The following is a 25,335-nucleotide window of genomic DNA, read 5'->3' on the forward strand; positions in this document are numbered from 1 at the left end:
CCCGCGGTCACCTCTGCTCCGGTCCGTCCGGCCCCTCCGGTCCCGCCGGTCTCTCCGGGGGCAGCCACTTCGCCACCTCCGCGCGCACCCGGCGGTCCATGGCCATGGACAGTTCGGCCTCGACCACGCCCTTGGAGAGCGGGCGGAGCTTCTCGATGGTCTCGCTGATCCGGTCGACCTCGTGGGGGGCGACGTCCTCGCACGCCGCGAGGCGACCGAGGACGTCGGAGAGGAGGTGGGTGCGGATGAGGCCGGTGAAGACGTCGGCGAGGGCGTCGGCGTGCGCGCGTACCTGGCGGCCGGCCTCCAGGACGGCGGCCAGCGGGACGCCCTTGTGGACGAGTTCGGTGGAGGCGTCCAGGAGGCGGCGGCTGATGTGCACGAACTCGTCGCCGTCGACGGCGAGATAGCCGATGTCCAGGGACGTGCTGAGGTTCTCGGGGGTGATGTCCTCGCTGAAGTGGTCGGCGAGCGCCTCGGGGGTGAGGCGGACCGGTGTCTCCTCGGACCAGGGCGGGACCAGGGGGTTGTCCAGGCCGAGGAGTTCGCCCACGTCGCGGCCGGTGTCGAAGGCGGCGAGGAGTTCGGCGATGCCGCCGAGGGTGTGCCCGCGCTCCAGGAGGGCGCCGATGGTGCGCAGCCGGGCGAGGTGGTGCTCGTTGTACCAGGCGATCCGGCCCTCGCGGCGCGGCGGCGGGATGAGCTTGCGCTCGCGGTAGAAGCGCAGCGTACGGACCGTGATGCCGGCTTCCCTGGCCAGGTCGGCCATCCGGAGTTCGCGCGGGGGGCGGGGGTCCGCGGGCTCCGTCCGCGCGTCCTGGGGGTTCTCGTTCGCTGCCACGGGTTCAGCCTATGCCGGGGGGTGAGTATCGGGGCCGGGGTGCGACCGGGGGTAACTTCCTGCCGTCCGCCCCCTACCGCTCGGTACGTGGCTGCCCTACGCTCCCATTGCGCCAGTGATTGCTGGCGCGGTTGACCGGAGGGCTGGGACGGCTGCCGTGCCCGGGAGCACGGCACCGAAAATGGCAGGAAGAACGTCGGACTCGGGAGGCGGCGGGATGGACGGGCGCGAACGCAGGCATGTGCGGGTTGCGGTGATCGGATCGGGGTTCGGTGGCCTGGGGGCGGCGGTCCGGCTGCGGCGCCAGGGGATCACCGACTTCGTGATCCTGGAACGGGCCGACGCGGTCGGCGGCACCTGGCGGGACAACAGCTATCCGGGGTGTGCGTGCGATGTGCCCTCGCACCTCTACTCCTTCTCCTTCGCACCCAACCCGGAGTGGCCGCGGAACTTCTCCGGGCAGCCGCACATCCGCGCGTACCTGGAGCGGGTCACCGACACCTTCGGGCTGCGCCCGCACCTCCGCTTCAACTCGGAGGTGCGCGCCCTGCGGTGGAACGGGGACGCGCTGCACTGGGAGGTGGAGACCGCGAGCGGGCCGCTGATCGCGGATGTGGTGGTGTCGGCGACCGGGCCGCTGTCGGACCCCAAGGTGCCCGACATCCCCGGGCTGGACACCTTCCCCGGCAAGGTCTCGCACTCCGCCCGCTGGGACCACGACTACGACCTGCGCGGCAAGCGCGTCGCCATGATCGGCACCGGGGCCTCGGCGATCCAGATCGTGCCGGCCATCCAGCCGGAGGTGGAGCGCCTCACGCTCTTCCAGCGCACCCCGCCCTGGGTGCTGCCGCGCGCCGACCGCAAGATCAGCGCGGCCGAGAAATGGCTGCACACCAAGGTCCCGGCGACCCGGGCCGCGCGCCGCGGGCTGCTGTGGGGCATCCGGGAGCTGCAGGTCAGCGCCTTCACCAAGCGCCCCAACGAGCTGGGCCTGATCGAACGCCTGGCCCGCAGCCACCTGAACAAGGCCGTCAAGGACCCGGCGCTGCGGGCCGCGCTCACCCCCGACTACCGCATCGGCTGCAAGCGCATCCTGCTCTCCAACACCTACTACCCGGCGCTGGCGCAGCCCAATGTGGACCTGGTCTCCGCGGGGCTGAAGGAGGTCCGCGGCAGCACCCTCGTCGGGGCCGACGGGAGCGAGACCGAGGCCGACGCGATCGTCTTCGGCACCGGCTTCCATGTGACGGACCTGCCGATCGCCCAGCGCGTCACGGGCGTCCACGGGACGACGCTGGCCGAGGAGTGGAAGGACGGGATGGCGGCGCTGCGCGGCGCCAGCGCGGCCGGCTTCCCCAACTTCCTCACCATCATCGGGCCCAACACCGGCCTCGGGAACAGCTCGATGATCCTGATGATCGAGGCCCAGCTGAACTACCTGGCCGACTTCATGCGCCAGCTCGACGTCCTCGGCGGCAAGATCGCGCTGGACGCCCGGCCGTCCGCCGTCCAGGACTGGAACCGCAGGCTCCAGCAGCGGATGACCCGCACGGTGTGGAACGTGGGCGGCTGCGACAGCTGGTACCTGGACGCCGACGGCCGCAACACCACCGTCTGGCCGGGCACGACCGGGGAGTTCAAGAAGGTCACCCGGCAGGTCGACCTCGCGGAGTACGCGGTGCTGCGGCCACCGGGCGGCGCCGCGGGCCGGAGCACCGGCGAGCGCGCGGAGGTGGCCGTATGAGCCGCCGGCCCGCCCATGTCACCAGCGGCCCCTACGCCCCGCCGGTACCGCGTACGACGCGGAGCGTCACCTCGGCCGACGGGGCCCGGGTGTACACCGAGATCCATGGCCCCGAGTCCGCCCCCGCCGTCGTCCTGGCGCACGGCTGGACCTGCTCGACCGCCTTCTGGGCCCCGGTCGTCCGCGACCTGGCCACCGACCACAAGGTCGTGCTCTACGACCAGCGCGGCCACGGCCGCAGCCCCGCCGCCCGCCCGGCGGGCCACAGCACCCATGCCCTCGCCGACGACCTGGTCGCCGTACTGGAGGCGACCCTGGCGGCGGGCGAACGGGCCGTGCTGGGCGGCCACTCCATGGGCGGCATGACGATCATGGCCGCCGCCGAGCGGCCACAGCTGCGCGAACGGGCCGCGGCCGCGCTGCTGTGCAGCACCGGCAGCGCCGATCTGCCCGCGGAGTCACGGGTGTTCCCGCTGCGCGGCCCGCGGGGCCGCCGGCGCGCCCACCAGCTGATGCTGCGCTCACGGGCCCCGCTCGGCCCGGTCTCGCCGCTCACCCGGCGGGCCCTGAAGTACGCCACCATGGGGCCGGGCGCCACCGCCGAGCAGATCGAGGCCTGCGCCCGGATCGTGCACGGCTGCCCGACCGGGGTACGGGCCCGCTGGGGCGCCGTGCTGGACGGTCTCGAACTGACCGGTGGCGCCGGCCGGCTGGAGCTGCCGACCGCGGTCCTCGCGGGCACCGCCGACCGGCTCACCCCGCTGGTGCAGGCCCGTCGGCTGGCCTCCGTCCTCCCCGACTTCCGCGGGCTGACCGAGCTGCCGGGGCGGGGACACATGACGCCCATCGAGGACCCCGGCGCGGTCTCCGGGCTGCTGCGCACCCTCGTCCGGGACCACCTGCCAAGCGCCGGGGCGCCGGCGGCCGCGACCGCCGAAGTGCCGCACGGCGCACGGCAGGAGAAGGGGGAGACGGCATGAGGGCGAGCAGGGATCTGACCGGGCAGGTCGTCGTGGTGACCGGTGCGGCGCGCGGGGTCGGTGCGCTGCTCGCGCGGAAGCTGTCGGCGCGCGGTGCGACGCTGGCGCTGGTCGGCCTGGAAGCGGACGCACTGCGTGCCGTCGCCGCCGGTCTGCACGGCCCGGCGCACCACTGGCACGCCGATGTCACCGACCACGAGGCGATGGCCCGGGTGGCGGGCGAGGTCAAGGACCGCTTCGGGAAGGCCGATGTGGTCGTCGCCAACGCCGGGGTGGCGACCGGCGGGCCGTTCGCCGACTCCGACCCGGTCGCCTGGAAGCGGGTCATCGAGGTCAACCTCATCGGCGGCGCGGTCACCGGCCGCGCCTTCCTCCCCCTCCTCACGGCGTCCCGCGGCTACTTCCTGCAGATCGCCTCGCTGGCCGCGATCACCCCGGCGCCGATGATGACCGCGTACTGCGCGTCCAAGTCGGGCGTCGAGGCGTTCGCGCACTGCCTGCGCGCCGAGGTCGGCCACAAGGGCGTACGGGTCGGCGTCGGCTATCTGAGCTGGACGGACACCGACATGGTGCGGGGCGCCGACCAGGACGAGGTGATGCGCGAACTGCGCTCCCGGCTGCCCTGGCCGGCGAACCGCACCTATCCGCTGGGACCCGCCGTCGACCGGATCGTCGCGGGCATCGAGCGCCGCTCCGCGCATGTCTACGGGCAGGGCTGGCTGCGCGGTATGCAGGCGGTGCGCGGATATCTGCCCTCGCTCATCGGGACGGCGGGGCGGCGCGAGATGCGGCGCTTCGGGGACCGGCTGGACGGGATGCGGGTCGGGCTGGTGGGCGCCGGGGGCGAGGCGGACGAGAAGGCGCGGGCGGACCGGTGAGCGGCCGCTGAGCCAGGGCCGAGCCGCCGAGCCCCCAAGATGCTCACGGTGCGTAGTCAACCGTGATCGAAATGCGAGCAATGTCCGGGCGTGTCACGCTGAACGGGGCCCAAAACCCCCCTTTACACCCCACTAGGAGTGAACAGCATGGGCATCAAGGACCAGTTCCAGGACAAGGCCAACGAGCGCAAGGACCAGGCGCACATGGCCATGGGTGACGCTCGCGAGCAGGGCAACGAGCGCGGCCAGCGCCCGGACCACGAGCGCGGTGGTCAGCGCCAGGACCGTGAGAACGGGCGCCAGGGCGGCCAGGACCGCGGCCAGCAGCCCCGTGAGCGCGGCCAGCAGGGCCGCCGGCCGGCCCAGGACGCGATGGACGCCGCCGAGGGCCGTCACCAGAGCTGACGTGGCTCGTCCTGAACACCACGCACGGCGACGTACGCGCCAAGCGTGAAGGGGCGCACCCGGTCGACCGGGTGCGCCCCACCGTGTTGCCCTGCTGCCCCGTTACCCCGTTTCCCTCAACGCCCGTGACCGTGAGGTCAGTCGGTGGCCGCGGTCAGCTGACGACCTTGAGCTCGGTCGGCCAGCCGTAGCGCCCGGCCTTGGTGAAGAGGCTGGTGATGTCGTCCGGGCTCAGCTTGATGCAGCCCAGCGAGCGGTAGTCATCGGCGCCCTCCCAGCGGTAGGGGCTGTCCTTGCCGGGCTGCGGGTCGGCCTGGCTGCCCTCGGGCCACATCTCGCTGTGCACGAACAGCTCGGCGCGGGTGGTCCGGCCGTTCCCGCACACCTTGTCCTGGACGTGGATCACCTTCCCGTTCACCCCCTGGTCCCCGCCGTTGTAGTGCGCGTCGTGGGCCAGCACCTGGTAGCTGCCGTTCGGCAGCCAGCCCTGCGAGGTGGCGCACTCGTCCTTTCCGTTGGGGCCGCCGTCGCCGGAGCCGGCGCGGTACTTGGCGAGCACCGTGTCCTTGGCGTCCGGGACGCTCTTCATCAGGTAGAGCCGCGAGTCGCCCGGGTCGCTCTGGTTCTTGTTGAAGTAGAGGTACGTACCGCCGGCCGCGGCGGCCTCGGTGGTCTTCCCGGACGCCGGCGGGGCGGCCAGCGCGGGGGCTGCTGCGGTGGCGGTCAGGCCGCCGGCCAGTGCCAGCACGGCGGCCAGCGGCGCGATCCGGTGACGGATTGCCATGGGTGAGTCTCCGTTGCGGTGGGGTGGTGCCGGGGCTCGTGCGCAGGCCCCGGCCGGGAACGCTAGGACCGCCATGTAATGAGCACGTAACCGGAAGATGATCGGTTGTCTCGGACCGGAACCCGGCCGTTCGTGCAGGTCAGTTGGGCACCGGTCGTCCGGTCACGCGGCCGAACTCGTCGGCCTGACACAACAGCTCAGGGAACAGCCCGGGTTGACCTGTCGTCAGCTCGAACAGCGGGCGGCGGAGCGGGGCGAGGCGCTCGCCGGCAGCACGCTCGCCGACGTCCTGTGCGGGAGCGGACGACCGGACGTTCCTGATCGGCCCGGGGTGAGGCGAACGGGCCACCGGGGACAACGGGTCACTGGAGACGGCGGGTCACCGGAGGCGGCGGGTCACCGGGGACAACGGGCCACCGGGGACAGCGGGGCACCGGAGATGGGGGGCCACTGCGGACAGCGGGCCACCGGCGCGGACCGGTGCGCGTCAGGCCCCGGCCGCCTCCGCCGTCCCTCCGCTGCGCGGCGGCAGCGGCGGCCGCCGCAGGTCCGGCACGTCCGACAGGTCCGGAGGGGTGGCCGCCGGATGCCGCTCCAGCAGCTCCAGCGCGGTGCGGATCGCGACGCCCAGCTGGGGGTGCCGGCCCTCCGCCCAGTGCAGCGGGGAGCGCAGGGCCTCGATGTCGACCTCGACGCCGTGGTTCTCCACGCCCCAGCCGTAGAGCCGGAACCACGCGGCGTTCATCGGGACGGTGATCGCGGTGCCGTCGGCGAGCCGGTGGCGGCCGGTCATCCCGACCACCCCGCCCCAGGTGCGCATGCCGACCACCGGGCCGAGGCCCTGGAGCTTGAAGGCCGCGGTGATCATGTCGCCGTCGGACGAGGTCATCTCGTCGGCGACCGCCACGACGGGGCCGCGCGGCGCGTTGCTGGTGTACGAGACGGGCTCGGCGTCCCGGGTCAGGTCCCAGCCCATGATGGTGCGGGTCAGCTTCTCGATCACCAGCTCGGAGATGTTGCCGCCCGCGTTGCCCCGGACGTCCACGATCAGCGCGGGCCGGGAGACCTCCATCCGCAGATCGCGGTTGAACTGCGCCCAGCCGGAGCCGCCCATGTCGGGGATGTGCAGATAGCCGCACCGGCCGCCGCTCAACTCCCGTACCACCGCGCGGCGTTTGGCCACCCAGTCCTGGTAGCGCAGCGGCCGTTCGTCGACCAGCGGGACCACCGCGACCCGGCGGGCCGGGCCCTCGCCGTCCGGCGGGGAGAACGTCAGCTCCACGGTGGTGCCGCCGGCCGCGGCCAGCAGGGGAGCGGGGCCGGTCACCGGGTCCACCGGGCGGCCGTCGACATGGGTGAGCGCGCTGCCCTCGCGGATACCCGTACCGGCCAGCGGGGAACGGGCCCTGGAGTCCGAGGACTCGCCGGGCAGAATCCGGGTGACCACCCAACGGCCGTCCCGGCACACGAGGTTCGCGCCGAGCAGGCCCATGGCGCGCTGGTAGTGCGGCGGCCCCTCGTTGCGGCGCGCGCCGGTGACATAGGCGTGCGAGGTCCCGAGTTCGCCCATCACCTCGCGCAGCAGATCGGCGAACTCGTCGGGGGAGGCGACCCGGTCGAGCCGCGGCCGGTACTGCGCCAGCACCGCGTCCCAGTCGACCCCGCACATCCGAGGCTCCCAGAAGTACGCCCGGGTGATCCGGCCCGCCTCCTCGAACGCCTGGTGCCACTCCGCGACCGGATCGACGTCGTGCAGGATGCGCCGCAGGTCCAGGAAGACCGTGGAGTCGCTGTCGGGTGGTTCGGTCGCCGGTACCGCGCGCAGGTCGCCCTCGTCGTTGACGACCAGCCGGGAGCCGTCGCCGCTGAGCGCGAACCCGTCCAGGGAGCTGGTGAGTTCGGTGCGCCGGGCCTTGGTCAGGTCGAAGTGTTCGAGGGTGGGGCGGCCGGAGGTCTCGGCCGGGTTGGCGAAGGTCTCGCCCAGCGCGCCGGAGATCGGCCAGCGCAGCCAGACCAGCCCGCCGCCGCCGACCGGCTCCAGGGACGAGTACTTGGACGCCGCCACCGGGAACGGCGTGACCCGGTTCTCCAGCCCCTCCACCTCGACCAGCAGCGGCCCCTCACCGGCCGGCGGGGGGATCTCGTCCGGGTCCAGACCGCCCGCGGCGGGGCGGCCCTCCGGGGACAGCGCGAAGGGGGAGGGGGTCGCCGACGACAGCGGGACGAGGTGGGGGCGGCAGCCCAGCGGGAACGACAGGTCGCCGGTGTGCACGTCGTAGACCGGGTCGAAGCCGCGCCAGGACAGGAACGCCAGATAGCGGCCGTCGCGGGTGAACACCGGCTGCTCGTCCTCGAACCGGCCGTTGGTGACGTCGACGATGTGCCCGTCGGACAGCCGGGCCATCTTGATCTGCCGCAGGGTCCGTCCGATGCCGGGGTGCGACCAGGTCAGCCAGCGGGAGTCGGGGGAGAACGCCAGGTCGCGGACCGGGCCGTTGACGGAGCGGATCAGCTCGGTGACCCCGCCGGAGCCGGCCTCCTCGGTGCCCGCCCCCTCCTCCGGGCGGGCCACGTCCACCAGCAGCAGCCGGCCGTCGTGCGCGGCCACCGCCAGCCGTTCGCCGTCCGGCGCCGCGGTCATCTCGTGGACCCGGCCCAGTTCACCGGCGGCCAGCCGGCGCGGTTCCCCCGCCGCGCTGGCCCGCGGCAGGTTGGTGATCTCGATCGCGTCGTCGCCCTCGGCGTCGGTGACATAGGCGATCCGGCCGCTGGCGCCCAGCATCTCGGGGAGCCGGACCCGTACGCCGGGGACGTCGTGGATGGTCCGGGCCGGGCCGTCGCGGTGGGTGAGCCAGTACAGGCTGCCGCGGACGCCCACCGCGCTGGCCCGCCCGGTCGTGTCCACCGCGAGCGCGGTGACGTGCGAGGCGGCCGGGACCTGGTAGCCGCGCCGCCCGGCCCGCGGACCGCCCAGCCGCACCGCCAGCCTGCGCGGCACCGCGTCCGGGCCGAGGCCGTCGATCAGCCAGAGGTCACCGGCGCACTGGTAGACGATCCGCTCGCCGTCGGTCGAGGCGTGCCGGGCGTAGAAGTCGGCGTGGTCGGAGTGGCGGCGCAGGTCGGTGCTGTCGGGCAGACAGGAGTAGACGTTGGCGATGCCCTCGTGGTCGGAGAGGAACGCGATCCGGCCGCCGACGAACATCACCGAGTCCAGGTGCCCGTACAGATCCGGCAGCAGCCGGGTGCCGTGCAGCCACATCCGGCCCATCGCGCCGCCCCGGTAGCGCTTCCAGGAGGCCGGCTCGTGCGGCGGCTTGCCGGTCAGCAGCAGGGTGCGGTGCTCCCCTCCGACATCGGCGACCGCGATGTCGGAGACCGGCCCCCAGGGCAGGTGACCGCCGGGGCTGCCGTCGGTGGGCACGCTGTAGGCCCACGAGTAGTACGAGAACGGCTGGCCGTGCGAGGAGACCGCCAGGACGTGGCTGTGGCCCTCGTGGTCGGGGGGCGCCCAGCCGCAGACCCGGGCGTCCGTGCTGCCCCAGTACGTCAGCCGGCGGGCCGGGCCGCCCTCGACCGCCGCGAGATGGACCTCCGGGTCGAGGCTGCGCCAGGTCGTGAAGGCGATCTGCCGCCCGTCGGGGGAGAAGCGGGGGTGGCCGACGCGGGTGCGGTCCACGGTCAGCCGCCAGGCGCGGCCGGGCTCCCCGCCGTCCGGGGCGAGCGGGGCGATCCACAGGTCGTCCTCGGCGGCGAAGCAGAGCAGGTCGCCGTGCAGATGCGGAAAGCGCAGATAGGAGCCGCCGGGCGGGTCCGGCCGGGCCGGCATCCGGCGCAGCCGCCCACCAGGCTTGGCGGGGTCCGGCTCCGGGCGCTGCCCGACGGCCTCGGGTGCATCGCTCACGCACCCATCGTTTCGGCACGGGCAGAGGGCGGCAACCCGGACGGGTGACGGCCGCCCCGCGCACGGCCCGCGGGCACCGGCGTCCGCCCGTTCGCACGGATGTGCCATCGGGGGAGAGTGCCCGGGCGGGACCCGCTGTCGGAGGCGCCGGAGCCGTTCCGCATCATGGGCGCTCTTGCAACATGTTTGCAGGAGGCACCACCATTGGTGGGTTGCAGAGCCTGGAGCGGAGAACCCGAGATGCACGTACCCGATGGATTCATCAACGCGCCGGTGTCGGCGGCGACCGGTGTGGTCGCCGCCGCCGCGGTCGCGGTCAGCCTGCGCGGTGCCCGGCGTGAGCTGGCGGGTGCGGGGCCGGTCGGTGCGGCCGCCGCCGAGCGTACGGCGCCGCTGGCCGGACTGGTCGCGGCGTTCATCTTCGCCGTGCAGATGCTGAACTTCCCGGTCGCGGCCGGCACCAGCGGGCACCTGCTGGGCGGCGCCCTCGCGGCGATCCTCGTCGGCCCGTACACCGGCGTGCTGTGCGTCTCGGTCGTGCTGCTGATGCAGGGCGTGCTGTTCGCCGACGGCGGGCTGACCGCGCTGGGCGTGAACATCACCGACATGGCGATCGTGACGACCGTGGTCGCCTACGCCCTGTTCCGCGGGCTGGTGAAGGTGCTGCCGCGCAAGCGCCGCTCCATCACCGTGGCCTCCTTCGTCGCCGCCCTGCTCTCGGTGCCGGCCGCCGCGGTCGCCTTCACCGCCCTCTACGCGCTCGGCGGGACCGCGGACGTGCCGATCGGCAAGGTCTTCACCGCCATGGTCGGCGTGCACCTGCTCATCGGCATCGGCGAGGCCGCCATCACCGCCCTGACCGTCGGCGCCGTGATCGCGGTGCGCCCCGACCTGGTCCACGGCGCCCGCGGGCTGGCCAAGCCCCTGGAGCTGCGCACCTCGCCGCTCGCCACCCCGGCCGACGGGACCACCCCGGCCGATGCCCCGGCCACCGCCCCCGTCCCCGCTGCCGAACCGGCCCCCGCGCGCCGCTCCGTCCGCCGCGTCTGGCTGGCCGGACTCGCCGCCGCCCTGGTGTGCGCGGGCGGCCTCAGCTACTACGCCTCCGCCAACCCCGACGGCCTGGAGAAGGTCGCCCACGACCACGGCATCGACGCCAAGGCCGAGGACCACGCCGCCAAGGACTCCCCGCTCGCCGACTACGGCGTCAAGGACATCACCGACCCGCGGCTGTCCGGCGGCCTCGCCGGGGTCATCGGCGTCGGCGCGACGCTGGCCGTGGGCACCGGCGTCTTCGTCGTGGTGCGCCGCCGCCGGAGCGCCGCCACCGCGGAGCGGCCGGACACGGGCGCCGGCCGCCCGTCGGAGAGCGTCTGACATGGGCGCCGGACATGCGCACAAGCTCTACCGGCACGGGCACTCGCCCGTGCACGCGCTGCCGGCGCACTGCAAGATCGCGGCGGTCTTCTGCTTCGTCCTCGTCGTCGTCTCCACCCCGCGCGAGGCGGTCTGGGCGTTCGGGCTGTACGCGCTGCTGATCGCGGCCGCCGCCGGGGCCGCCCGGGTCCCGGCCGGGTTCCTGCTCAAGCGGCTGCTGATCGAGGTGCCGTTCGTCGCCTTCGCCGTGCTGATGCCGTTCGTCGCCGAGGGGCCGCGGGTCACCGTCCTCGGGATGAGCCTGAGCGAGTCCGGCCTGTGGGGCGCCTGGAACATCCTCGCCAAGGGCACGCTCGGCGTCGCCGCGTCCGTGCTGCTCGCGTCCACCACCGAGCTGCGCGCACTCCTGCTGGGCCTGCAGCGGCTCCGGATGCCGCCGCTGCTCGTACAGATCGCGTCCTTCATGATCCGCTACGGCGATGTGATCACCGACGAGATGCGGCGGATGCGGATCGCCCGGCTCTCCCGCGGCTTCGAAGCGCGCGGCGTCCGCCACTGGGGCGTGCTCGCCAAGTCCGCCGGGGCGCTGTTCATCCGCTCCTACGAGCGCGGTGAGCGCGTCCACCTCGCCATGGTCAGCCGCGGCTACACCGGCACCATGCCCGTGGTCGACGGCAGCGCCGCCACCCGCACACAATGGTCCCGCGCGGCCGCCCTGCCCCTCGCCGCGCTCGCCGTCTGCCTCCTGGGATGGACCCTTTGAGCACCACCACGCCCGCCCCCTCCCTCGCCGTCTCCGGCCTCGCCTACGCCTACCCCGACGGGCACCAGGCGCTCTTCGGCGTCGACCTGACCATCGGCCGGGGCGAGCGGGTCGCCCTGCTCGGGCCCAACGGCGCCGGCAAGACCACCCTCGTCCTGCACCTCAACGGCATCCTCGAAGCGGGCGCCGGCAGCGTCGCGGTCGCCGGGCTCCCGGTCGCCAGGGAGCACCTCGCCGAGATCCGCCGCCGCGTCGGCATCGTCTTCCAGGACCCCGACGACCAGCTGTTCATGCCCACCGTCCGGGAGGACGTCGCCTTCGGGCCGGCCTCCGCGGGGCTGCGCGGCGCCGCCCTGGAGGAGCGCGTCACCGAGGCGCTCACCCAGGTCGGGATGGCGGAGTTCGCCGACCGGCCGCCGCACCACCTCTCCTTCGGGCAGCGCCGCCGGGTCGCCGTCGCCACGGTGCTGGCGATGCGGCCGGAGATCCTGGTCCTCGACGAGCCGTCCTCCAACCTCGACCCCGCCTCCCGCCGCGAACTCGCCGATATCCTGCGGTCGTTGGACGTCACCGTCCTGATGGTCACCCACGACCTGCCGTACGCGCTGGAGCTGTGCCCGCGGTCCGTCGTGCTCTCCGGCGGTGTGCTCGTCGCCGACGGGACCACCCAGGAGCTGCTGTGCGACGAGGAACTGATGCGCACCCACCGGCTGGAGCTGCCCTTCGGCTTCGACCCGCGGTCGGTCCACGTCCCGCGCTGACCCACCGCCGGCGCTCTTTCCCGGCACCCCAGGCCGCGCTTCCGGCGTGTGACGAAGGCCACGGGCCGCGGTCCTGGTCATCAGCACCGACCCGCGCGTTGCACCATGGATGGGTCACGAAAGCGACGGATGCATGGGAAGCGGGAGTCAGTGGTGGACGTCCAGGGCACGGTCGAGGACGGCTTCGAGCCGGTCCGGGACGCCTTCATGGCCAACTTCGCGCGGCGCGGTGAGCGGGGCGCGGCGGTCGCCGTGTACCGGCACGGGCGCAAGGTCGTCGACCTGTGGGGCGGCACCAGGGACGGCGACGCGGGCAAGCACGCGGCGGGCGCGGCCCCCTGGGAGGCCGGCACCGCCCAGGTGATCCGTTCCGCGACCAAGGGCATCGCCGCCATCGTCCCGCTGCTGCTGCACCAGCGCGGACAGCTCGACCTCGACGCACCGGTCGGCACGTACTGGCCCGAGTTCAAGGCCGCCGGCAAGGAACGCGTCCTGGTCCGCCATCTGCTCTCGCACCGCGCCGGACTGCCCGTACTGGACACCCCGCTCACCCCGGCGCAGGCCCTCGACGGCGTCAGCGGCCCCGCCGCCCTCGCTGACCAGGCACCCGCCTGGGAGCCCGGCACGGACCACGGCTACCACGCGCAGACCTACAGCTGGCTGCTCGGCGAACTGGTGCTGCGGGCCACCGGCCGCACCCTCGGCAGCTGGGTCGCCGACGAGATAGCCGGGCCGCTCGGCCTCGACCTGTGGATCGGCCTCCCCGAGGCGGAGCGGTCCCGCGTCGGGCGGATCGCCGCCGTCGAGCCCCCGGCCCCTTCCGCCGCGGCGGGCCTCCGCGTCCGCCCCAAGCAGGCCGTCGCCGACGCGTACGCCGATCCGGACTCGCTCACCCGCCGCGCCTTCGGCGCGATCTCCCCCGACCCCGACGAGAACGCGCCGGAGTACCGGGCCGCCGAGCTGCCCGCCTCCGGGGGCATCGCCACCGCCCGCTCCCTGGCCCGCTGTTACGCCGCGCTCATCGGCCCCGTCGACGGCCGCTCCCGGCTCTTCGCGCCCGCCACCCTCACCCTCGCCCGCACCGAGGAGTCCGCCGGACTCGACCGCACCCTCCTGGTCCAGACGCGGTTCGGCCTGGGCTTCATGCTCCACGGGCCGTCCTCCCCGCTCCTGGCGCCCGGCGCCTTCGGCCACCCCGGGCGCGGGGGCGCGCTCGCCTGCGCCGATCCCGAGCGGGGGCTGGCGTTCGGCTATGTGACCAATGGGATGCAGCGGGGGGTTACGGCTGATCCTCGTGCGCAGGCGCTGCTGCGGGCGGTTTCCCACGGTGCCGGGTGATCCGGCGTACCTCGTCTGTGGTTTTTCCCGCCTTCGGCGGGAGCGGGGGAGGTTGGTGGGCTGACCCCTCCTGTTGGTGGGCGGGGACGGCCCGGTGGGGGTGGGCGGGGACTGTCTCCGTAGCCTGAGGGTGTTGGCCGACGGGACGGTCCATGTGCCTCGTTGACAGGGCCGGGTGCGCGGCATGTTCTGGTTCGGGGGCGGTGTGCTCCCGGTGACGAGGGGGAGACCGATGAAGATTGTGATACCCGGTGGGACCGGGCAGGTGGGCGCGATTCTGAACCGTGCGCTGACCGCCGCGGGACACGAGGTCGTGGTGCTGACCAGGCGTCCGGCGCGGGCGGGGGAGGTGGCCTGGGACGGCAGGACGCCCGGGCCCTGGACGGCGGCGGTCGACGGCAGTGATGTCGTGATCAACCTGGCCGGACGCAGCGTCAGTTGCCGCTACACCCGGGCCAACCTCCAGGAGATGATGCGCTCCCGGGTGGACTCCGCCCGGGTCGTGGGCGAGGCGATCGCGGCGGCCGAACGGCCGCCCCGCGTCTGGCTCCAGATGAGCACCGCCACGGTCTACGCCCACCGCTTCGACGCGCCCCACGACGAGGCGACGGGGGAGATCGGCGGTGCGGAGCCGGGCGTCCCGGACTACTGGGCGTTCAGTGTGGAGATCGCCAAGGAGTGGGAGCGGGCGCAGGAGCAGGCCGATACCCCGGACACCCGCAAGGTCGCGCTGCGGTCCGCCATGGTGATGAGCCCGGACCGCGCCGGGGTGTTCGACGTGCTGCTGCGGCTGGCGCGGCTGGGGCTCGGCGGCCCGGTCGCGGGCGGCGCCCAGTACGTGTCCTGGATTCATGACCACGACTTCGTCCGCGCGGTCGAGTTCCTGGTCGACCGGAGCGACCTCGCCGGGCCGGTGAACCTCGCCGCGCCCGGTCCGCTGCCGCAGCGGGACTTCATGCGCGCGCTGCGGGCCGCCTGGGGCGTCCCGGTGGGGCTGCCGGCCACGAAGTGGATGGCCGAGCTGGGCGCGTTCGCCCTGCGCTCCGACACCGAACTGCTGCTCAAGAGCCGCCGAGTGGTGCCCGGCCGGCTGCGCGACGCGGGCTTCACCTTCGCGTACGACGCCTGGCCGGCGGCCGCGGACGACCTGGTGCGGCGCGTCCGTACCCGCTGAGCCGCCGGCCCGGCGCCCCTCAGCCGGTGTGCAGCATCAGGCCGATGCCGAGCACCATCAGGCCCGCCGCCGCGATCCGGGGGGCGCCGAAGCGTTCCTTGAAGAAGAGGGCGCCGATGGCGGCGCCCACGATGATCGAGGACTCGCGCAGGGCGGCGATCGGCGCCAGCGGGGCGCGGGTCTGGGCCCACAGCACCAGGCCGTACGCGAACACGGAGAGCACCCCGCCGGCCAGCCCGCGCAGCGCGAAGGGGCGCAGCTCGGTGAGGAGTTGGCGGCGGCGGGTGGCGAGCGCGTAGACGGGGATCGCGATGCCTTCCAGGAGCATCAGCCAGGCGATGTAGCCGAGGGCGCTGCCGGAGGCACGTACGCCCAGGCCGTCGACGGTCGTGTAGGAGGCGATGGCGAGGCCGGTGGCGAGCGCGGCGAGCAGGGCCGGCCAGTGCGGCCGGGTCCCGGCGCCGCGGATGCCCCAGAGCGCGACCCCGACCAGGCCAGCGGAGGCCAGGGCGACCCCGGCCAGGGCCCAGCCGTCGGGGATCTCGTGCACGAAGACGGCGGCCAGGACGGTGACGACCAGCGGCGCGGTGCCGCGGGCGATGGGGTACATCTGCCCGAAGTCGCCCAGCCGGAACGACTGCATCAGCAGGGCCTGGTAGACGATGTGCAGCACGGCGGAGGCCAGCAGGTAGGGCCAGGCGCCGGCGGCGGGCAGCGGGGTGAAGGCGGCCAGGGCCAGGCCGCAGACCGCGCCGCCGCCCCCGACCAGGGTGAAGGCCAGCAGCTGGTCGCGGATGCCGTGCGCGATGGCGTTCCAGCTGGCGTGGGTGACGGCGGCCATCAGGACCGCGGCGACGACCAGCGGGGTCATGAGGTGTGCTCGCGCTCGGCGGTTATGGCGGTCTGGGAGCCCGGGGCGGTGCCGGAAGCGGAATCGCTCATGGCCCGCACGCTAGCGAAAGCTGTACGGGCCATGCGAACCAGATCCGGTCGCTGAGACGGGGCGCCCCCGCGGGCGCCCCGCGCGGGTCAGCGGGCGGTGAGGACGGCGCGGACCACCGGGCCCGCGTTCGAGCCGCCGTGGCCGCTCGCCGGGACGACGGCCGCTGCGGCGAGGTCGTCGCGGTAGGCGGTGAACCAGGCGTTGGGCTTCTTCTGGTTGTCGACCTCGGCGGAGCCGGTCTTGGCGCCGACGTCACCGCTGACCCCGGCCATCGCCTCGGCGGCCGTACCGGACGTCGCGGTCAGCTTCATCAGCGACTTCAGCCCGCTGAGGGTGGACGGCTTCATCGTGCGGGAGGCCTTGGCGAGCGTCCGGTGGTCCAGCGAGGGCGAGACGATGTACGGCTGGTGGAAGGACCCGGCCCTCACCGTCGCGGAGAGCGAGGCGACGGTGAGCGGGTTCATCCGCACCCCGCCCTGGCCGATCAGCGACGCCGCCATCTGCGCGTCGCTCTGCACCGGCACCGAGCCGTCGAAGGTGGGGATGCCGGTCTGCCAGTTCATGCCGATGCCGAAGACGTCCCGGGCCTCCTTGGTCAGGTCGTCGTCGCTGAGGTCCTTGGCCTGCGAGATGAAGGCGTTGTTGCAGGACGCCGCGAAGCTCTGCGCGAACGTGCCGTTCTTGATCTCGGACTTGTTGAGGTTCTGGAACTTCCAGCCGCCGACCGTCACGTACTTGGGGCACGGGTGCTGCTTGCCGGGCGAGGTCATGCCCTTGTCCATCAGCATCGCCGCGGTCACGACCTTCATCGTGGAACCTGGCGCCATCGAGCCCTGGGTGGCCAGGTTGAAGCCCTTCTCCGGGGCGTTGGCGAGCGCCAGGATCTCACCGGTGCTGGGCTTGACCGCGGCCACCGACGCGGACTTCTTGCCCTTGACCGCCCGCTCGGCCGCCGTCTGCATCCCGGCGTCCAGGGTGGTCTTGAGGGTGCCCGGCGTCCCCTTGGAGAGCACCTTCAGGGTCTTGTCGGGCAGCTGGTCGGCGGGCTTGGCGGCCTTCGCGCGGTGGATGAACAGCTCCACACCGGGCTTGCCGTCGGTCTTGTCGCCGTACTTGTCGCGCAGGCTGTCCAGCACCCCGGCCAGCGCCGGATGCGCCTCGGGGGTCAGCTCCGCGCCCTTGCGGTCGACGGCCTTGATCGGCGGGGCCTCGGCCTCGCCGGTCCGCAGCTGGTCGCCCTTGGCCAGGCCCGGGTGCATCATCGCCGGCTGCCAGGCGATCTGCGGCTTTCCGGTGGCCTTGGCGCGCTGCAGGGTCGCGGAGGTGCGGTACGAGTACGCCGCCTTGGCGCCCTTGTAGTCGATCTGCGCGGCGACGGTGTACGGCACCTTGTCGCCGGCCGGGGTGCCCGGGGTGAGTGCCACCTTCGAGAACCGCGCCTGCTTGTTGAGGGCGGCGAGCGCGGCCTTGCACTTCTCCGGGTCGTCCGTCATCCCGGCCGCCTTGGCCGTGTCGCCGGACTGCCAGGCGGTCAGGAACTCCCGTGACGTCGTCTGCACTTCCTTGGCCGACAGCGGGCCGGTGGGCACCTTGGTGCCCTCCTCGCCCGACTTGGCGTCCGTGGAGCTGACCTCCTGCGACGACTCGTCCGAGCCGCCGAACAGCGTGAAGCCGCCCACGACTCCCGCCACCAGGGCCACCGATCCGCCGATCAGCCCGAACTTCACCTCACGGCGCATGCCACCGATTCCCTCCCAGAGCCTCGTCCCTGAATACGCACACAAGAACGTGCCCCGCACTCTATGGGACACGGGAGGGCGGTGAGTCTCGATACGGGCACGGTCCGGTGACGCGCTGTTGTACGGCTGTTACGGAACTGTCGAATTCCGGCTCCTAGACCCAGGTGTCGAACCACATCCGGTGGTGCCAGGCCGACTTGGGGATCGGCATCCCCGTATAGAGGGGGTAGAAGTAGATGAAATTCCATGCGATCAGGAGAACCAGGACACCGGCGCCGACCGCGCCGATCGTGCGGCGGCGCTCGGTCGAGCCCGGCGGCCCGATGATCGCGCCGATCATCATCGCCAGCGCCAGACACAGGAACGGGACGAACACCACCGCGTAGAAGAGGAAGATGGTCCGCTCCTGGTAGAGGAACCACGGCAGGTAACCGGCCGCGACGCCGCAGAGCACCGCCCCGGCCCGCCAGTCCCGCTGGAAGAGCCAGCGGTAGAGGACGTAGAGCAGCGCGAAGCAGGCCGCCCACCACAGCAGCGGGGTGCCCAGCGCCAGCACCTCACGGGCGCAGCCCTCGGCCGCCGTGCAGCCGTCCTGGCCGGCCTTGGGGTCCTCGTAGAAGTAGGAGACCGGACGCCCGAGGACCAGCCAGCTCCACGGGTTGGACTGGTAGGTGTGCGGGGTGGTCAGTCCGGTGTGGAAGGAGTAGACCTCGGTCTGGTAGTGCCAGAGGCTGCGCAGCCAGTCCGGCAGCCAGGTCCAGTGGCCCGTACGGCCCTCCGGTGAGGTCGCCCAGTCCCGGTAGTAGCCGCCCTTGGTGGCGAGCCAGCCCGACCACGACGCCAGATAGGCGGCGAGGGCCACGACGACGGTGGACGCGAAGGCGGGCAGCACGTCGCGGCGCAGCGTCGAGCGGAAGGGGCGCCGGGCCCCGGCCGTGCGGCGGGCCGCGACATCCCACAGCACCGCCATCAGGGCGAAGGCCGCGAGGTAGTACAGCCCGTTCCACTTCGTCGCCGCCGACAGGCCCAGACACAGCCCGGCCGCGATCCGCCAGGGGCGCCACCCGAGCCGCATCCGGTCACCGACGCTCTCGTCCGGGCGCGCCATCCCGTCAGGGCCCACCGGCAGCGCCGCCGCCAGCCGGGCTCTGGTGCGGTCCCGGTCCACCAGCAGACAGCCGAACGCGGCCACCACCCAGAACATCACGATCAGATCGAGCAGCGCGGTCCGGCTCATCACGAAGTGCAGACCGTCCACCGCCAGCAGGGCACCCGCCAGACAGCCCAGCGCCGTCGAGCGCAGCAGCCGGCGCCCGATACGGCACACCAGCAGCACCGAGAGGGTGCCGAGCAGCGCCACCGTGAACCGCCAGCCGAAGGGGTTCATCCCGAAGAGGCCCTCGCCCGCCGCGATCAGCCACTTGCCCATCGGCGGGTGGACGACGTACGAGTGCTCCGGCGACAGCAGCAGCTCCGCCGGGTGCCCGACCAGCGCGTCGTTGGCGTTCTTCGCCCAGGTGCCCTCGTAGCCGTACTGCAGCAGCGACCAGGCGTCCTTCGGGTAGTACGTCTCGTCGAATATCACCTTCCGCGGGCTGCCCAGGTTCCAGAACCGCAGCACCCCGGCGAACAGCGCCACCAGCAGCGGACCGAGCCAGGCCGCCCAGCGCGTCAGCCGGACCGCGGCCTCCGGGCCCGCGCCGAACACCGCCCACAGCCGGCCGCTCGGCTCGGGGAAGGCGGGCACCAGCCGCGTGCGGACATCGGTCTGCGGGCGGACGGGAAGCCCGAAGCGGCGCAGCCGCCGCTGCCACACGGGGGGCGCTCCGGGTGGCTCCGGGGCGTGCTGCGCGGCGGCGTCGGTCGCGGTGGTGTCACTCGTCACCCGGCCCATCGTAGGGAAACCGCCTGTGGACCGGCGGGAGCGCACCGGCGGGACACCGACCGGCCGGAGCGCGGCGGCGCCCTGGGAGGATGGGAGGGTGACTGGAACGCTGGTACTTGCAGGGACGCCCATCGGGGAGATCGCGGACGCGCCGCCGCGGCTCGCCACCGAGCTGGCCGCCGCCGACGTGATCGCCGCCGAGGACACCCGGCGGCTGCGCCGGCTGACCCAGGCGCTGGAGGTCCAGCCGACCGGGCGGATCGTGTCGTACTTCGAGGGCAACGAGGCGGCCAGGACGCCCGAGCTGGCCGAGGCGCTGGCCGGCGGGGCGCGGGTGCTGCTGGTCACCGACGCGGGCATGCCCTCGGTCTCCGACCCCGGCTACCGGCTGGTCGCTGCGGCCGTCGAACGGGACATCAAGGTCACCGCCGTACCGGGCCCCAGTGCCGTGCTCACCGCCCTGGCCGTCTCCGGGCTGCCGGTGGACCGTTTCTGCTTCGAGGGGTTCCTGCCCCGCAAGGGCGGCGAGCGGCGCACCCGGCTGCGCGAGGTCGAAGGCGAGCGGCGCACCCTCGTCTACTTCGAGGCACCGCACCGCCTGGACGACACCCTCGCCGCGATGGCGGAGATCTTCGGCGCCTCCCGGCGGGCCGCGGTCTGCCGGGAGCTGACCAAGACCTACGAGGAGGTCAAGCGCGGGCCGCTGGCGGAGCTGGTGCCCTGGGCGGCCGAGGGGGTGCGCGGCGAGATCACCATCGTCGTCGAGGGCGCCCCGGACAGCGGGCCGCAGGATCTGGACGCCGAGGAGCTGGTGCGCCGGGTGCGGGTGCGCGAGGAGGCCGGGGAGCGCCGCAAGGAGGCCATCGCCGCGGTCGCCGCGGACGCCGGGCTGCCCAAGCGGGAGGTCTTCGACGCGGTGGTCGCGGCGAAGACCGCCGCGAAGAACGCCGTGAAAACCGACTCATCAGAAGGTAAATGACTGGCCTGCAAGGTAAAGCTCCGGCCGCGATGGCGGGGACTTTTCCCTGCCTCCGGCCAAATCTGGGCCAATACGGTCGCCGATCTGCTGCTTTGTGACCGGGAAAGGCGTCCACTGGACGAGGGACGAACGGTTCCCGAAGACCTTGTCCGGAGGACAAGAGGAGCGCAGCACATGAGCGAACGCAGTGAGCGAGTCATCCAGAGGTGCGCGCCGAGCGAGTGCGAGGCCGAGCGAAGCGAGGTTTCGGCATGAGCGATTTCGCCAGGACCACCGGAGTTTCCGCGACCACCACAGGCGGAGAGCATCACGATCACCGGCCCGACGCCGCCGCGCACGAGGCGTACTCCTTCGCCTGTATGCGATGCGGCCACGGCTGGGAGCAGGCCTACGAGATAGTCCACCAGGTCGACGGCAAGGGCGAGCTGCATGTCGTCTACTACGCGGACGGCGAGCGCGTCCGGTCCCCGCTGACCTGCCCCACCTGCGTGAACTGCGGCACCGACATCGTCCGCATCATGCGCTCGGGCCAGGTCTCGATGGTCTCCGCCGCGATGGCGAGCATGCACCAGCGCGGGAACGGCGGCGAGAAGAAGACCTCCCCCGCGGCGGACCCGGACCCCGCCGGCACCGCCGGGCACAAGGACTCCGGACGCCACCACTGGCACCTCTCCGACCTGCTGCACCCCTTCCAGCACCACCGCAAGTGAGCCCCGCGCCGCGCCCCTCGTAGGATCGCGGCCATGGCACCGCAGGACAAGAACACCCCGCCCCCGCTGCCCGAACCGCTTCGGGTACCGGTCGCGGACTCGCACACCCACCTGGACATGCTCCCCCAGCTACCGCTGGGAGGTGCCCCCATGGGCACCGTCGAGGAGGCGCTCGCCAAGGCCGCCTCCGTCGGGGTGACCACCGTCGTCCAGGTGGGGTGCGACCTGGCCGGATCGCGCTGGGCCGCCGACACCGCGGCGGCCCACGACAGCGTGCACGCCACCGTCGCCCTGCATCCCAACGAGGCGCCCCGCATCGTGCTCGGCGACCCCGACGGCTGGTCCCGGCAGGGCGCTCGGGAGCCCGGCGGCGACGGCGCCCTGGACGAGGCGCTGGCCGAGATCGACCGGCTCGCCGCCCTCCCGCACGTCCGCGGCGTCGGCGAGACCGGCCTGGACTACTTCCGCACCGGCCCCGACGGCATGGCCGCCCAGGAAGCCTCCTTCCGGGCCCATATCGAGATCGCCAAGCGGCACGGCAAGGCCCTGGTCATCCACGACCGCGAGGCACACGACGACGTGCTGCGCATCCTGCGCGAGGAGGGCGCCCCCGACCGGGTCGTCTTCCACTGCTACTCCGGCGACGCCGAGATGGCCAAGGTCTGCGCCGCGGCCGGCTACTTCATGTCCTTCGCCGGCAACGTCACCTTCAAGAACGCCCAGCCGCTGCGCGACGCGCTCGCCGTCGCCCCGCCCGAGCTGGTCCTCGTCGAGACCGACGCCCCCTTCCTCACCCCCGCCCCGTACCGCGGACGGGCCAACGCCCCGTACCTCATTCCGGTCACCCTGCGGGCCATGGCCGACGTCACGGGGATGACGGAGGACGCCCTCGCCACCGCCGTCGCGGCGAACACGGCCCGGGCCTTCGGTTACTGACGGTTCGCGGCCGGCGCCCGACACCCTCCGGAGGGGCCGCACGCCCCTCCGGAACGCCCTCCCGCATCCCCCGATCCGATCACTTTCCGTATCGGGTCGAGTTGGGAGAGTGACGGCGGCTCCGCTACATTCCCGCCGTCAACCGCATCCGTGGCATGGGGAGCGCGCCGTGAGTCCTTCGCAGAGCAGCCACCGCGCGGCGCGCGGCCGTCGCAGACGCCGCGCCGAACACCCCGACGCGCTGCGCCGGCTGCTGCCCCGCGCCCTGGTCGTGGCCTTCCTCGCCGGCGGCACCACCGCCTTCATCGCCCACGACAAGGCCATCAGGCTCACCGTCGACGGCGCCCCGCGCACCCTGCACACCTTCGCCTCCGACGTCGACGACCTGCTGGCCGCCCAGCGCCTCGACATCGGCGCCCACGACATCGTCGCGCCCGCCCCCGGCACCGCCCTCAGCAGCGGCGACGAGGTCGTCGTCCGGCACGGCCGCCCCGTCGTGCTGACCATCGACGGACAGCGCCGCACGGTGTGGACCACCGCGGACACCGTCGCCGGCGCCCTGCACCAGATCGGCGTACGCGCCGACGGCGCCTACCTCTCGGCCTCCCGCTCCCGGCGCATCGCCCAGCGCGGCATGGAGCTGGCGGTCCGTACCGAACGCTCCGTGGTGATCGTCGCCGACGGCCGCGCCCACCGGCTCCGCACCAACGCCGCCACCGTCCGCGAGGCGCTCGCCGACGCCGGGCTCACCCTGCACGGCCAGGACACCACCTCGGTGCCGCCGGAGAGCTTCCCGCACGACGGCCAGACCCTCTCGGTGCTGCGGATCACCGGCTCCAAGGAGGTCCGCGACAAAGCCATCCCCTTCCGCACCGTCCACCGGGCCGACTCCCGCCTGGCCCGCGGCACCGTCATGGTCGTCCAGCAGGGCCGCCCCGGCGTGCGACGCGTCACCTACCGCACGCGCATGGTCAACGGCGTCAAACAGAAACCGAAGCGCCTGCACAGCGAGGTCGTCCGCGCCCCGCGCCCGCAGGTCGTGCACCTCGGCATCCGGGACCTGCCCACCTCCGTGCGCGGCGCCGACCACCTCGCCTGGCACGCGCTCGCCCAGTGCGAGGCGGGCGGCCGGCCGAACGCCGTCGACTCCTCCGGCACCTACGGCGGGCTCTACCAGTTCGATGTCGCCACCTGGCGGGCCCTCGGCGGCCGCGGCAGGCCGCAGGACGCCTCCCCCCAGGAACAGACCTTCCGGGCCAAGAAGCTCTACATCCGAAGGGGGGCGAGCCCGTGGCCGGTCTGCGGCCGTAAGCTTCACGGGTGAACGAGCGCAACGAGGCTGTGGCATGAGCAAGAGCACCACCGACGATCCCGGACCCCTGCTGGGCGCCGCCGACATCCGCGAGCTGGCCGCCGCCCTGGGCGTCCGTCCCACCAAGCAGCGCGGCCAGAACTTCGTCATCGACGCCAACACCGTCCGCCGGATCGTCCGGACCGCCGAGGTCCGGCCCGACGACGTCGTGGTCGAGATCGGCCCGGGACTCGGCTCGCTGACCCTGGGGCTGCTGGAGGCCGCCGACCGGGTCACCGCCGTCGAGATCGACGAGGTGCTCGCCGCGGCGCTGCCGTCCACCGTCGAGGCCCGGATGCCCGAGCGCGCCGACCGCTTCGCGCTGGTGCACCGCGACGCCCTGCACGTCACCGAGCTGCCCGGCCCCGCGCCCACCGCGCTGGTCGCCAACCTCCCCTACAACGTCGCCGTGCCGGTGCTGCTGCACATGCTCGCGACCTTCCCCACCATTGACCGCACCCTGGTCATGGTCCAGTCCGAGGTCGCCGACCGGCTCGCCGCCCGCCCCGGCAACAAGGTCTACGGCGTGCCGTCGGTGAAGGCCAACTGGTACGCCGAGGTCAAGCGGGCCGGCGCCATCGGCCGCAACGTCTTCTGGCCCGCCCCCAACGTCGACTCCGGCCTGGTCTCCCTCGTACGCCGCGACCAGCCCATCGAAACCTCCGCCAGCCGCGACGAGGTCTTCGCCGTCGTCGACGCCGCCTTCGCCCAGCGCCGCAAGACCCTGCGCGCCGCGCTGTCGGGCTGGGCCGGATCGGCCGCCGCCGCGGAGGCCGCGCTGGTCGCCGCGGGCGTCTCCCCGCAGGCCCGCGGGGAAGCACTGACCGTCGAGGAGTTCGCGCGGATCGCCGAACACAAGGGTCCGGGCGGCGCGCCCGGCATCCGTCAGTCGGGGGGAGCACACACATCAGGGGGAGAGCAGGCATGACCGACACGACCGACCCGACCGCCGCCTCGGTCACCGTCCGCGTACCGGCCAAGGTCAACGTCCAGCTGGCGGTGGGCGCCGCCCGCCCGGACGGCTTCCACGACCTGGCGAACGTCTTCCTCGCCGTCGGCCTCTATGACGAGGTCACCGCCACCCCCGCCGAGTCCCTGCGGATCACCGCCGAGGGCCACGACGTCGACCAGATCCCCCTGGACCGCACGAACCTGGCCGCCCGCGCCGCCGAACTCCTCGCCGCCCGGCACGGCATCGAGCCGCACGTCCACCTCCACATCACCAAGGACATCCCCGTCGCGGGCGGCATGGCCGGCGGCAGCGCGGACGCCGCCGGCGCCCTCCTGGCCTGCGACGCCCTCTGGTCGACGGGCGCCTCGCGGGACGAACTCCTGGACATCTGCGCCGAGTTGGGCAGCGACGTCCCGTTCAGCCTGGTCGGCGGCGCGGCGCTGGGCCGCGGCCGCGGCGAACTGCTGACCCCGCTGCCCGTCGGCGGCACCTTCCACTGGGTCTTCGCGGTCGCCGACGGCGGCCTCTCCACGCCCGCCGTCTACGGTGAGTTCGACCGTCTGACGGCCGGCACGGACGTCCCGGAGCCGGAGCCCGCCCCGGACCTGCTGGCCGCCCTGGAATCCGGCGACGCCACCGCGCTCGCCCCGGCCCTGTCCAACGACCTCCAGCCCGCGGCCCTGTCCCTGCGGCCGTCGCTCACCGCGACCTTGGAGGCGGGCACCGCGGCCGGCGCCCTGGCCGCCCTGGTCTCCGGCTCGGGCCCGACCACCGCTTTCCTGGTCAAGGACGCGGAGGCGGCAGAGGTCGTCGCGTCGGCGCTCATGGCGTCCGGGACCTGCCGTCAGGTGCGGGTGGCGGATTCCCCGGCGGTGGGGGCGCGGGTTCTTTAGG

The 25,335-nt window shown here is 73.5% G+C and carries 21 protein-coding genes; 15 read left to right on the top strand and 6 right to left on the bottom strand.

Annotated elements, in window-relative coordinates:
- Positions 1 to 7: 7 nt before the first annotated feature.
- Complete coding sequence (locus tag ACWC9R_RS11130; RefSeq protein WP_450730534.1) at positions 8 to 841, bottom strand: MerR family transcriptional regulator; 834 nt, start codon at positions 839 to 841, stop codon at positions 8 to 10.
- Positions 842 to 1,058: 217 nt separating this feature from the next.
- On the opposite strand from ACWC9R_RS11130, the gene ACWC9R_RS11135 reads away from it, so the two are divergent.
- The 4 genes from ACWC9R_RS11135 (at position 1,059) to ACWC9R_RS11150 (ending at position 4,848) form a co-directional block, all read left to right on the top strand.
- Positions 1,059 to 2,585: a flavin-containing monooxygenase gene (locus ACWC9R_RS11135; protein ID WP_450730536.1), complete on the top strand. Its 1,527-nt coding sequence runs from the start codon at positions 1,059 to 1,061 to the stop codon at positions 2,583 to 2,585.
- The gene (locus ACWC9R_RS11140; RefSeq protein ID WP_450730538.1) at positions 2,582 to 3,565 is read left to right on the top strand and encodes an alpha/beta fold hydrolase; all 984 of its coding nucleotides are present in this window, start codon (positions 2,582 to 2,584) and stop codon (positions 3,563 to 3,565) included. The genes ACWC9R_RS11135 and ACWC9R_RS11140 overlap by 4 nt, the downstream gene beginning before the upstream one ends.
- Entirely contained in the window at positions 3,562 to 4,443 is an 882-nt protein-coding gene (locus ACWC9R_RS11145; RefSeq protein WP_450730540.1) for an SDR family oxidoreductase, read from the top strand. The genes ACWC9R_RS11140 and ACWC9R_RS11145 overlap by 4 nt, the downstream gene beginning before the upstream one ends.
- A 147-nt stretch (positions 4,444 to 4,590) precedes the next feature.
- Positions 4,591 to 4,848 (top strand): hypothetical protein, encoded by a 258-nt coding sequence (locus ACWC9R_RS11150; RefSeq protein WP_450730542.1) that lies wholly within the window; start codon positions 4,591 to 4,593, stop codon positions 4,846 to 4,848.
- A gap of 154 nt (positions 4,849 to 5,002) precedes the next feature.
- Here the strand turns inward: ACWC9R_RS11150 and ACWC9R_RS11155 are convergent, their stop codons facing one another.
- Together ACWC9R_RS11155 and ACWC9R_RS11160 are read right to left on the bottom strand one after the other, a co-directional pair.
- Entirely contained in the window at positions 5,003 to 5,632 is a 630-nt protein-coding gene (locus ACWC9R_RS11155; protein WP_450730543.1) for a hypothetical protein, read from the bottom strand.
- Positions 5,633 to 6,119: 487 nt separating this feature from the next.
- Positions 6,120 to 9,458 carry a S41 family peptidase gene (locus ACWC9R_RS11160; RefSeq protein WP_450730647.1) on the bottom strand — a complete coding sequence of 1,113 codons (3,339 nt, stop codon included), beginning with the start codon at positions 9,456 to 9,458 and terminating at the stop codon, positions 6,120 to 6,122.
- A gap of 315 nt (positions 9,459 to 9,773) precedes the next feature.
- On the opposite strand from ACWC9R_RS11160, the gene ACWC9R_RS11165 reads away from it, so the two are divergent.
- The 5 genes from ACWC9R_RS11165 (at position 9,774) to ACWC9R_RS11185 (ending at position 14,946) form a co-directional block, all read left to right on the top strand.
- Positions 9,774 to 10,910 carry an energy-coupling factor ABC transporter permease gene (locus ACWC9R_RS11165; RefSeq protein WP_450730545.1) on the top strand — a complete coding sequence of 379 codons (1,137 nt, stop codon included), beginning with the start codon at positions 9,774 to 9,776 and terminating at the stop codon, positions 10,908 to 10,910.
- A 1-nt stretch (position 10,911) separates the two neighbouring features.
- Positions 10,912 to 11,673 carry a cobalt ECF transporter T component CbiQ gene (gene cbiQ / locus ACWC9R_RS11170; RefSeq protein WP_450730547.1) on the top strand — a complete coding sequence of 254 codons (762 nt, stop codon included), beginning with the start codon at positions 10,912 to 10,914 and terminating at the stop codon, positions 11,671 to 11,673.
- Positions 11,661 to 12,434, top strand: coding sequence for an energy-coupling factor ABC transporter ATP-binding protein (locus ACWC9R_RS11175; protein ID WP_450730549.1), 774 nt, complete (start codon positions 11,661 to 11,663; stop codon positions 12,432 to 12,434). Before cbiQ ends, ACWC9R_RS11175 begins: the two co-directional genes overlap by 13 nt.
- Positions 12,435 to 12,563: 129 nt before the next feature.
- Entirely contained in the window at positions 12,564 to 13,772 is a 1,209-nt protein-coding gene (locus ACWC9R_RS11180) for a serine hydrolase domain-containing protein (RefSeq protein ID WP_450730550.1), read from the top strand.
- Between the two features lie 232 nt (positions 13,773 to 14,004).
- A complete protein-coding gene (locus ACWC9R_RS11185) occupies positions 14,005 to 14,946 on the top strand; it encodes a TIGR01777 family oxidoreductase (protein ID WP_450730551.1) in 942 nt (313 codons plus the stop codon).
- A 19-nt stretch (positions 14,947 to 14,965) separates the two neighbouring features.
- Here the strand turns inward: ACWC9R_RS11185 and ACWC9R_RS11190 are convergent, their stop codons facing one another.
- The 3 genes from ACWC9R_RS11190 to ACWC9R_RS11200 form a co-directional block, all read right to left on the bottom strand.
- Positions 14,966 to 15,817 (bottom strand): EamA family transporter, encoded by an 852-nt coding sequence (locus ACWC9R_RS11190; RefSeq protein ID WP_450730553.1) that lies wholly within the window; start codon positions 15,815 to 15,817, stop codon positions 14,966 to 14,968.
- A 158-nt stretch (positions 15,818 to 15,975) separates the two neighbouring features.
- The gene (locus tag ACWC9R_RS11195) at positions 15,976 to 17,628 is read right to left on the bottom strand and encodes a penicillin-binding transpeptidase domain-containing protein (protein ID WP_450730554.1); all 1,653 of its coding nucleotides are present in this window, start codon (positions 17,626 to 17,628) and stop codon (positions 15,976 to 15,978) included.
- Between the two features lie 154 nt (positions 17,629 to 17,782).
- A complete protein-coding gene (locus ACWC9R_RS11200) occupies positions 17,783 to 19,522 on the bottom strand; it encodes a dolichyl-phosphate-mannose--protein mannosyltransferase (RefSeq protein ID WP_450730556.1) in 1,740 nt (579 codons plus the stop codon).
- An 88-nt stretch (positions 19,523 to 19,610) separates the two neighbouring features.
- On the opposite strand from ACWC9R_RS11200, the gene rsmI reads away from it, so the two are divergent.
- The 6 genes from rsmI to ACWC9R_RS11230 all read left to right on the top strand — a co-directional run bounded on the left by rsmI (position 19,611) and on the right by ACWC9R_RS11230 (position 25,334).
- Positions 19,611 to 20,492, top strand: a complete 882-nt coding sequence (rsmI, locus tag ACWC9R_RS11205; protein WP_450730558.1) for a 16S rRNA (cytidine(1402)-2'-O)-methyltransferase — start codon at positions 19,611 to 19,613, stop codon at positions 20,490 to 20,492.
- Positions 20,493 to 20,743: 251 nt separating this feature from the next.
- Entirely contained in the window at positions 20,744 to 21,202 is a 459-nt protein-coding gene (locus ACWC9R_RS11210) for a hypothetical protein (protein WP_450730560.1), read from the top strand.
- Between the two features lie 33 nt (positions 21,203 to 21,235).
- On the top strand, positions 21,236 to 22,138 hold the full coding sequence (locus tag ACWC9R_RS11215) for a TatD family hydrolase (RefSeq protein WP_450730561.1): 903 nt from the start codon (positions 21,236 to 21,238) through the stop codon (positions 22,136 to 22,138).
- Positions 22,139 to 22,307: 169 nt separating this feature from the next.
- Positions 22,308 to 23,462 carry a ubiquitin-like domain-containing protein gene (locus ACWC9R_RS11220; RefSeq protein ID WP_450730563.1) on the top strand — a complete coding sequence of 385 codons (1,155 nt, stop codon included), beginning with the start codon at positions 22,308 to 22,310 and terminating at the stop codon, positions 23,460 to 23,462.
- A 22-nt stretch (positions 23,463 to 23,484) separates the two neighbouring features.
- Positions 23,485 to 24,417, top strand: coding sequence for a 16S rRNA (adenine(1518)-N(6)/adenine(1519)-N(6))-dimethyltransferase RsmA (gene rsmA, locus ACWC9R_RS11225; RefSeq protein WP_450730565.1), 933 nt, complete (start codon positions 23,485 to 23,487; stop codon positions 24,415 to 24,417).
- Positions 24,414 to 25,334, top strand: coding sequence for a 4-(cytidine 5'-diphospho)-2-C-methyl-D-erythritol kinase (locus ACWC9R_RS11230; protein WP_450730567.1), 921 nt, complete (start codon positions 24,414 to 24,416; stop codon positions 25,332 to 25,334). The genes rsmA and ACWC9R_RS11230 overlap by 4 nt, the downstream gene beginning before the upstream one ends.
- The last annotated feature ends 1 nt before the right edge of the window (position 25,335 follow it).

Source organism: Streptomyces sp. NPDC001219 (assembly GCF_053597915.1).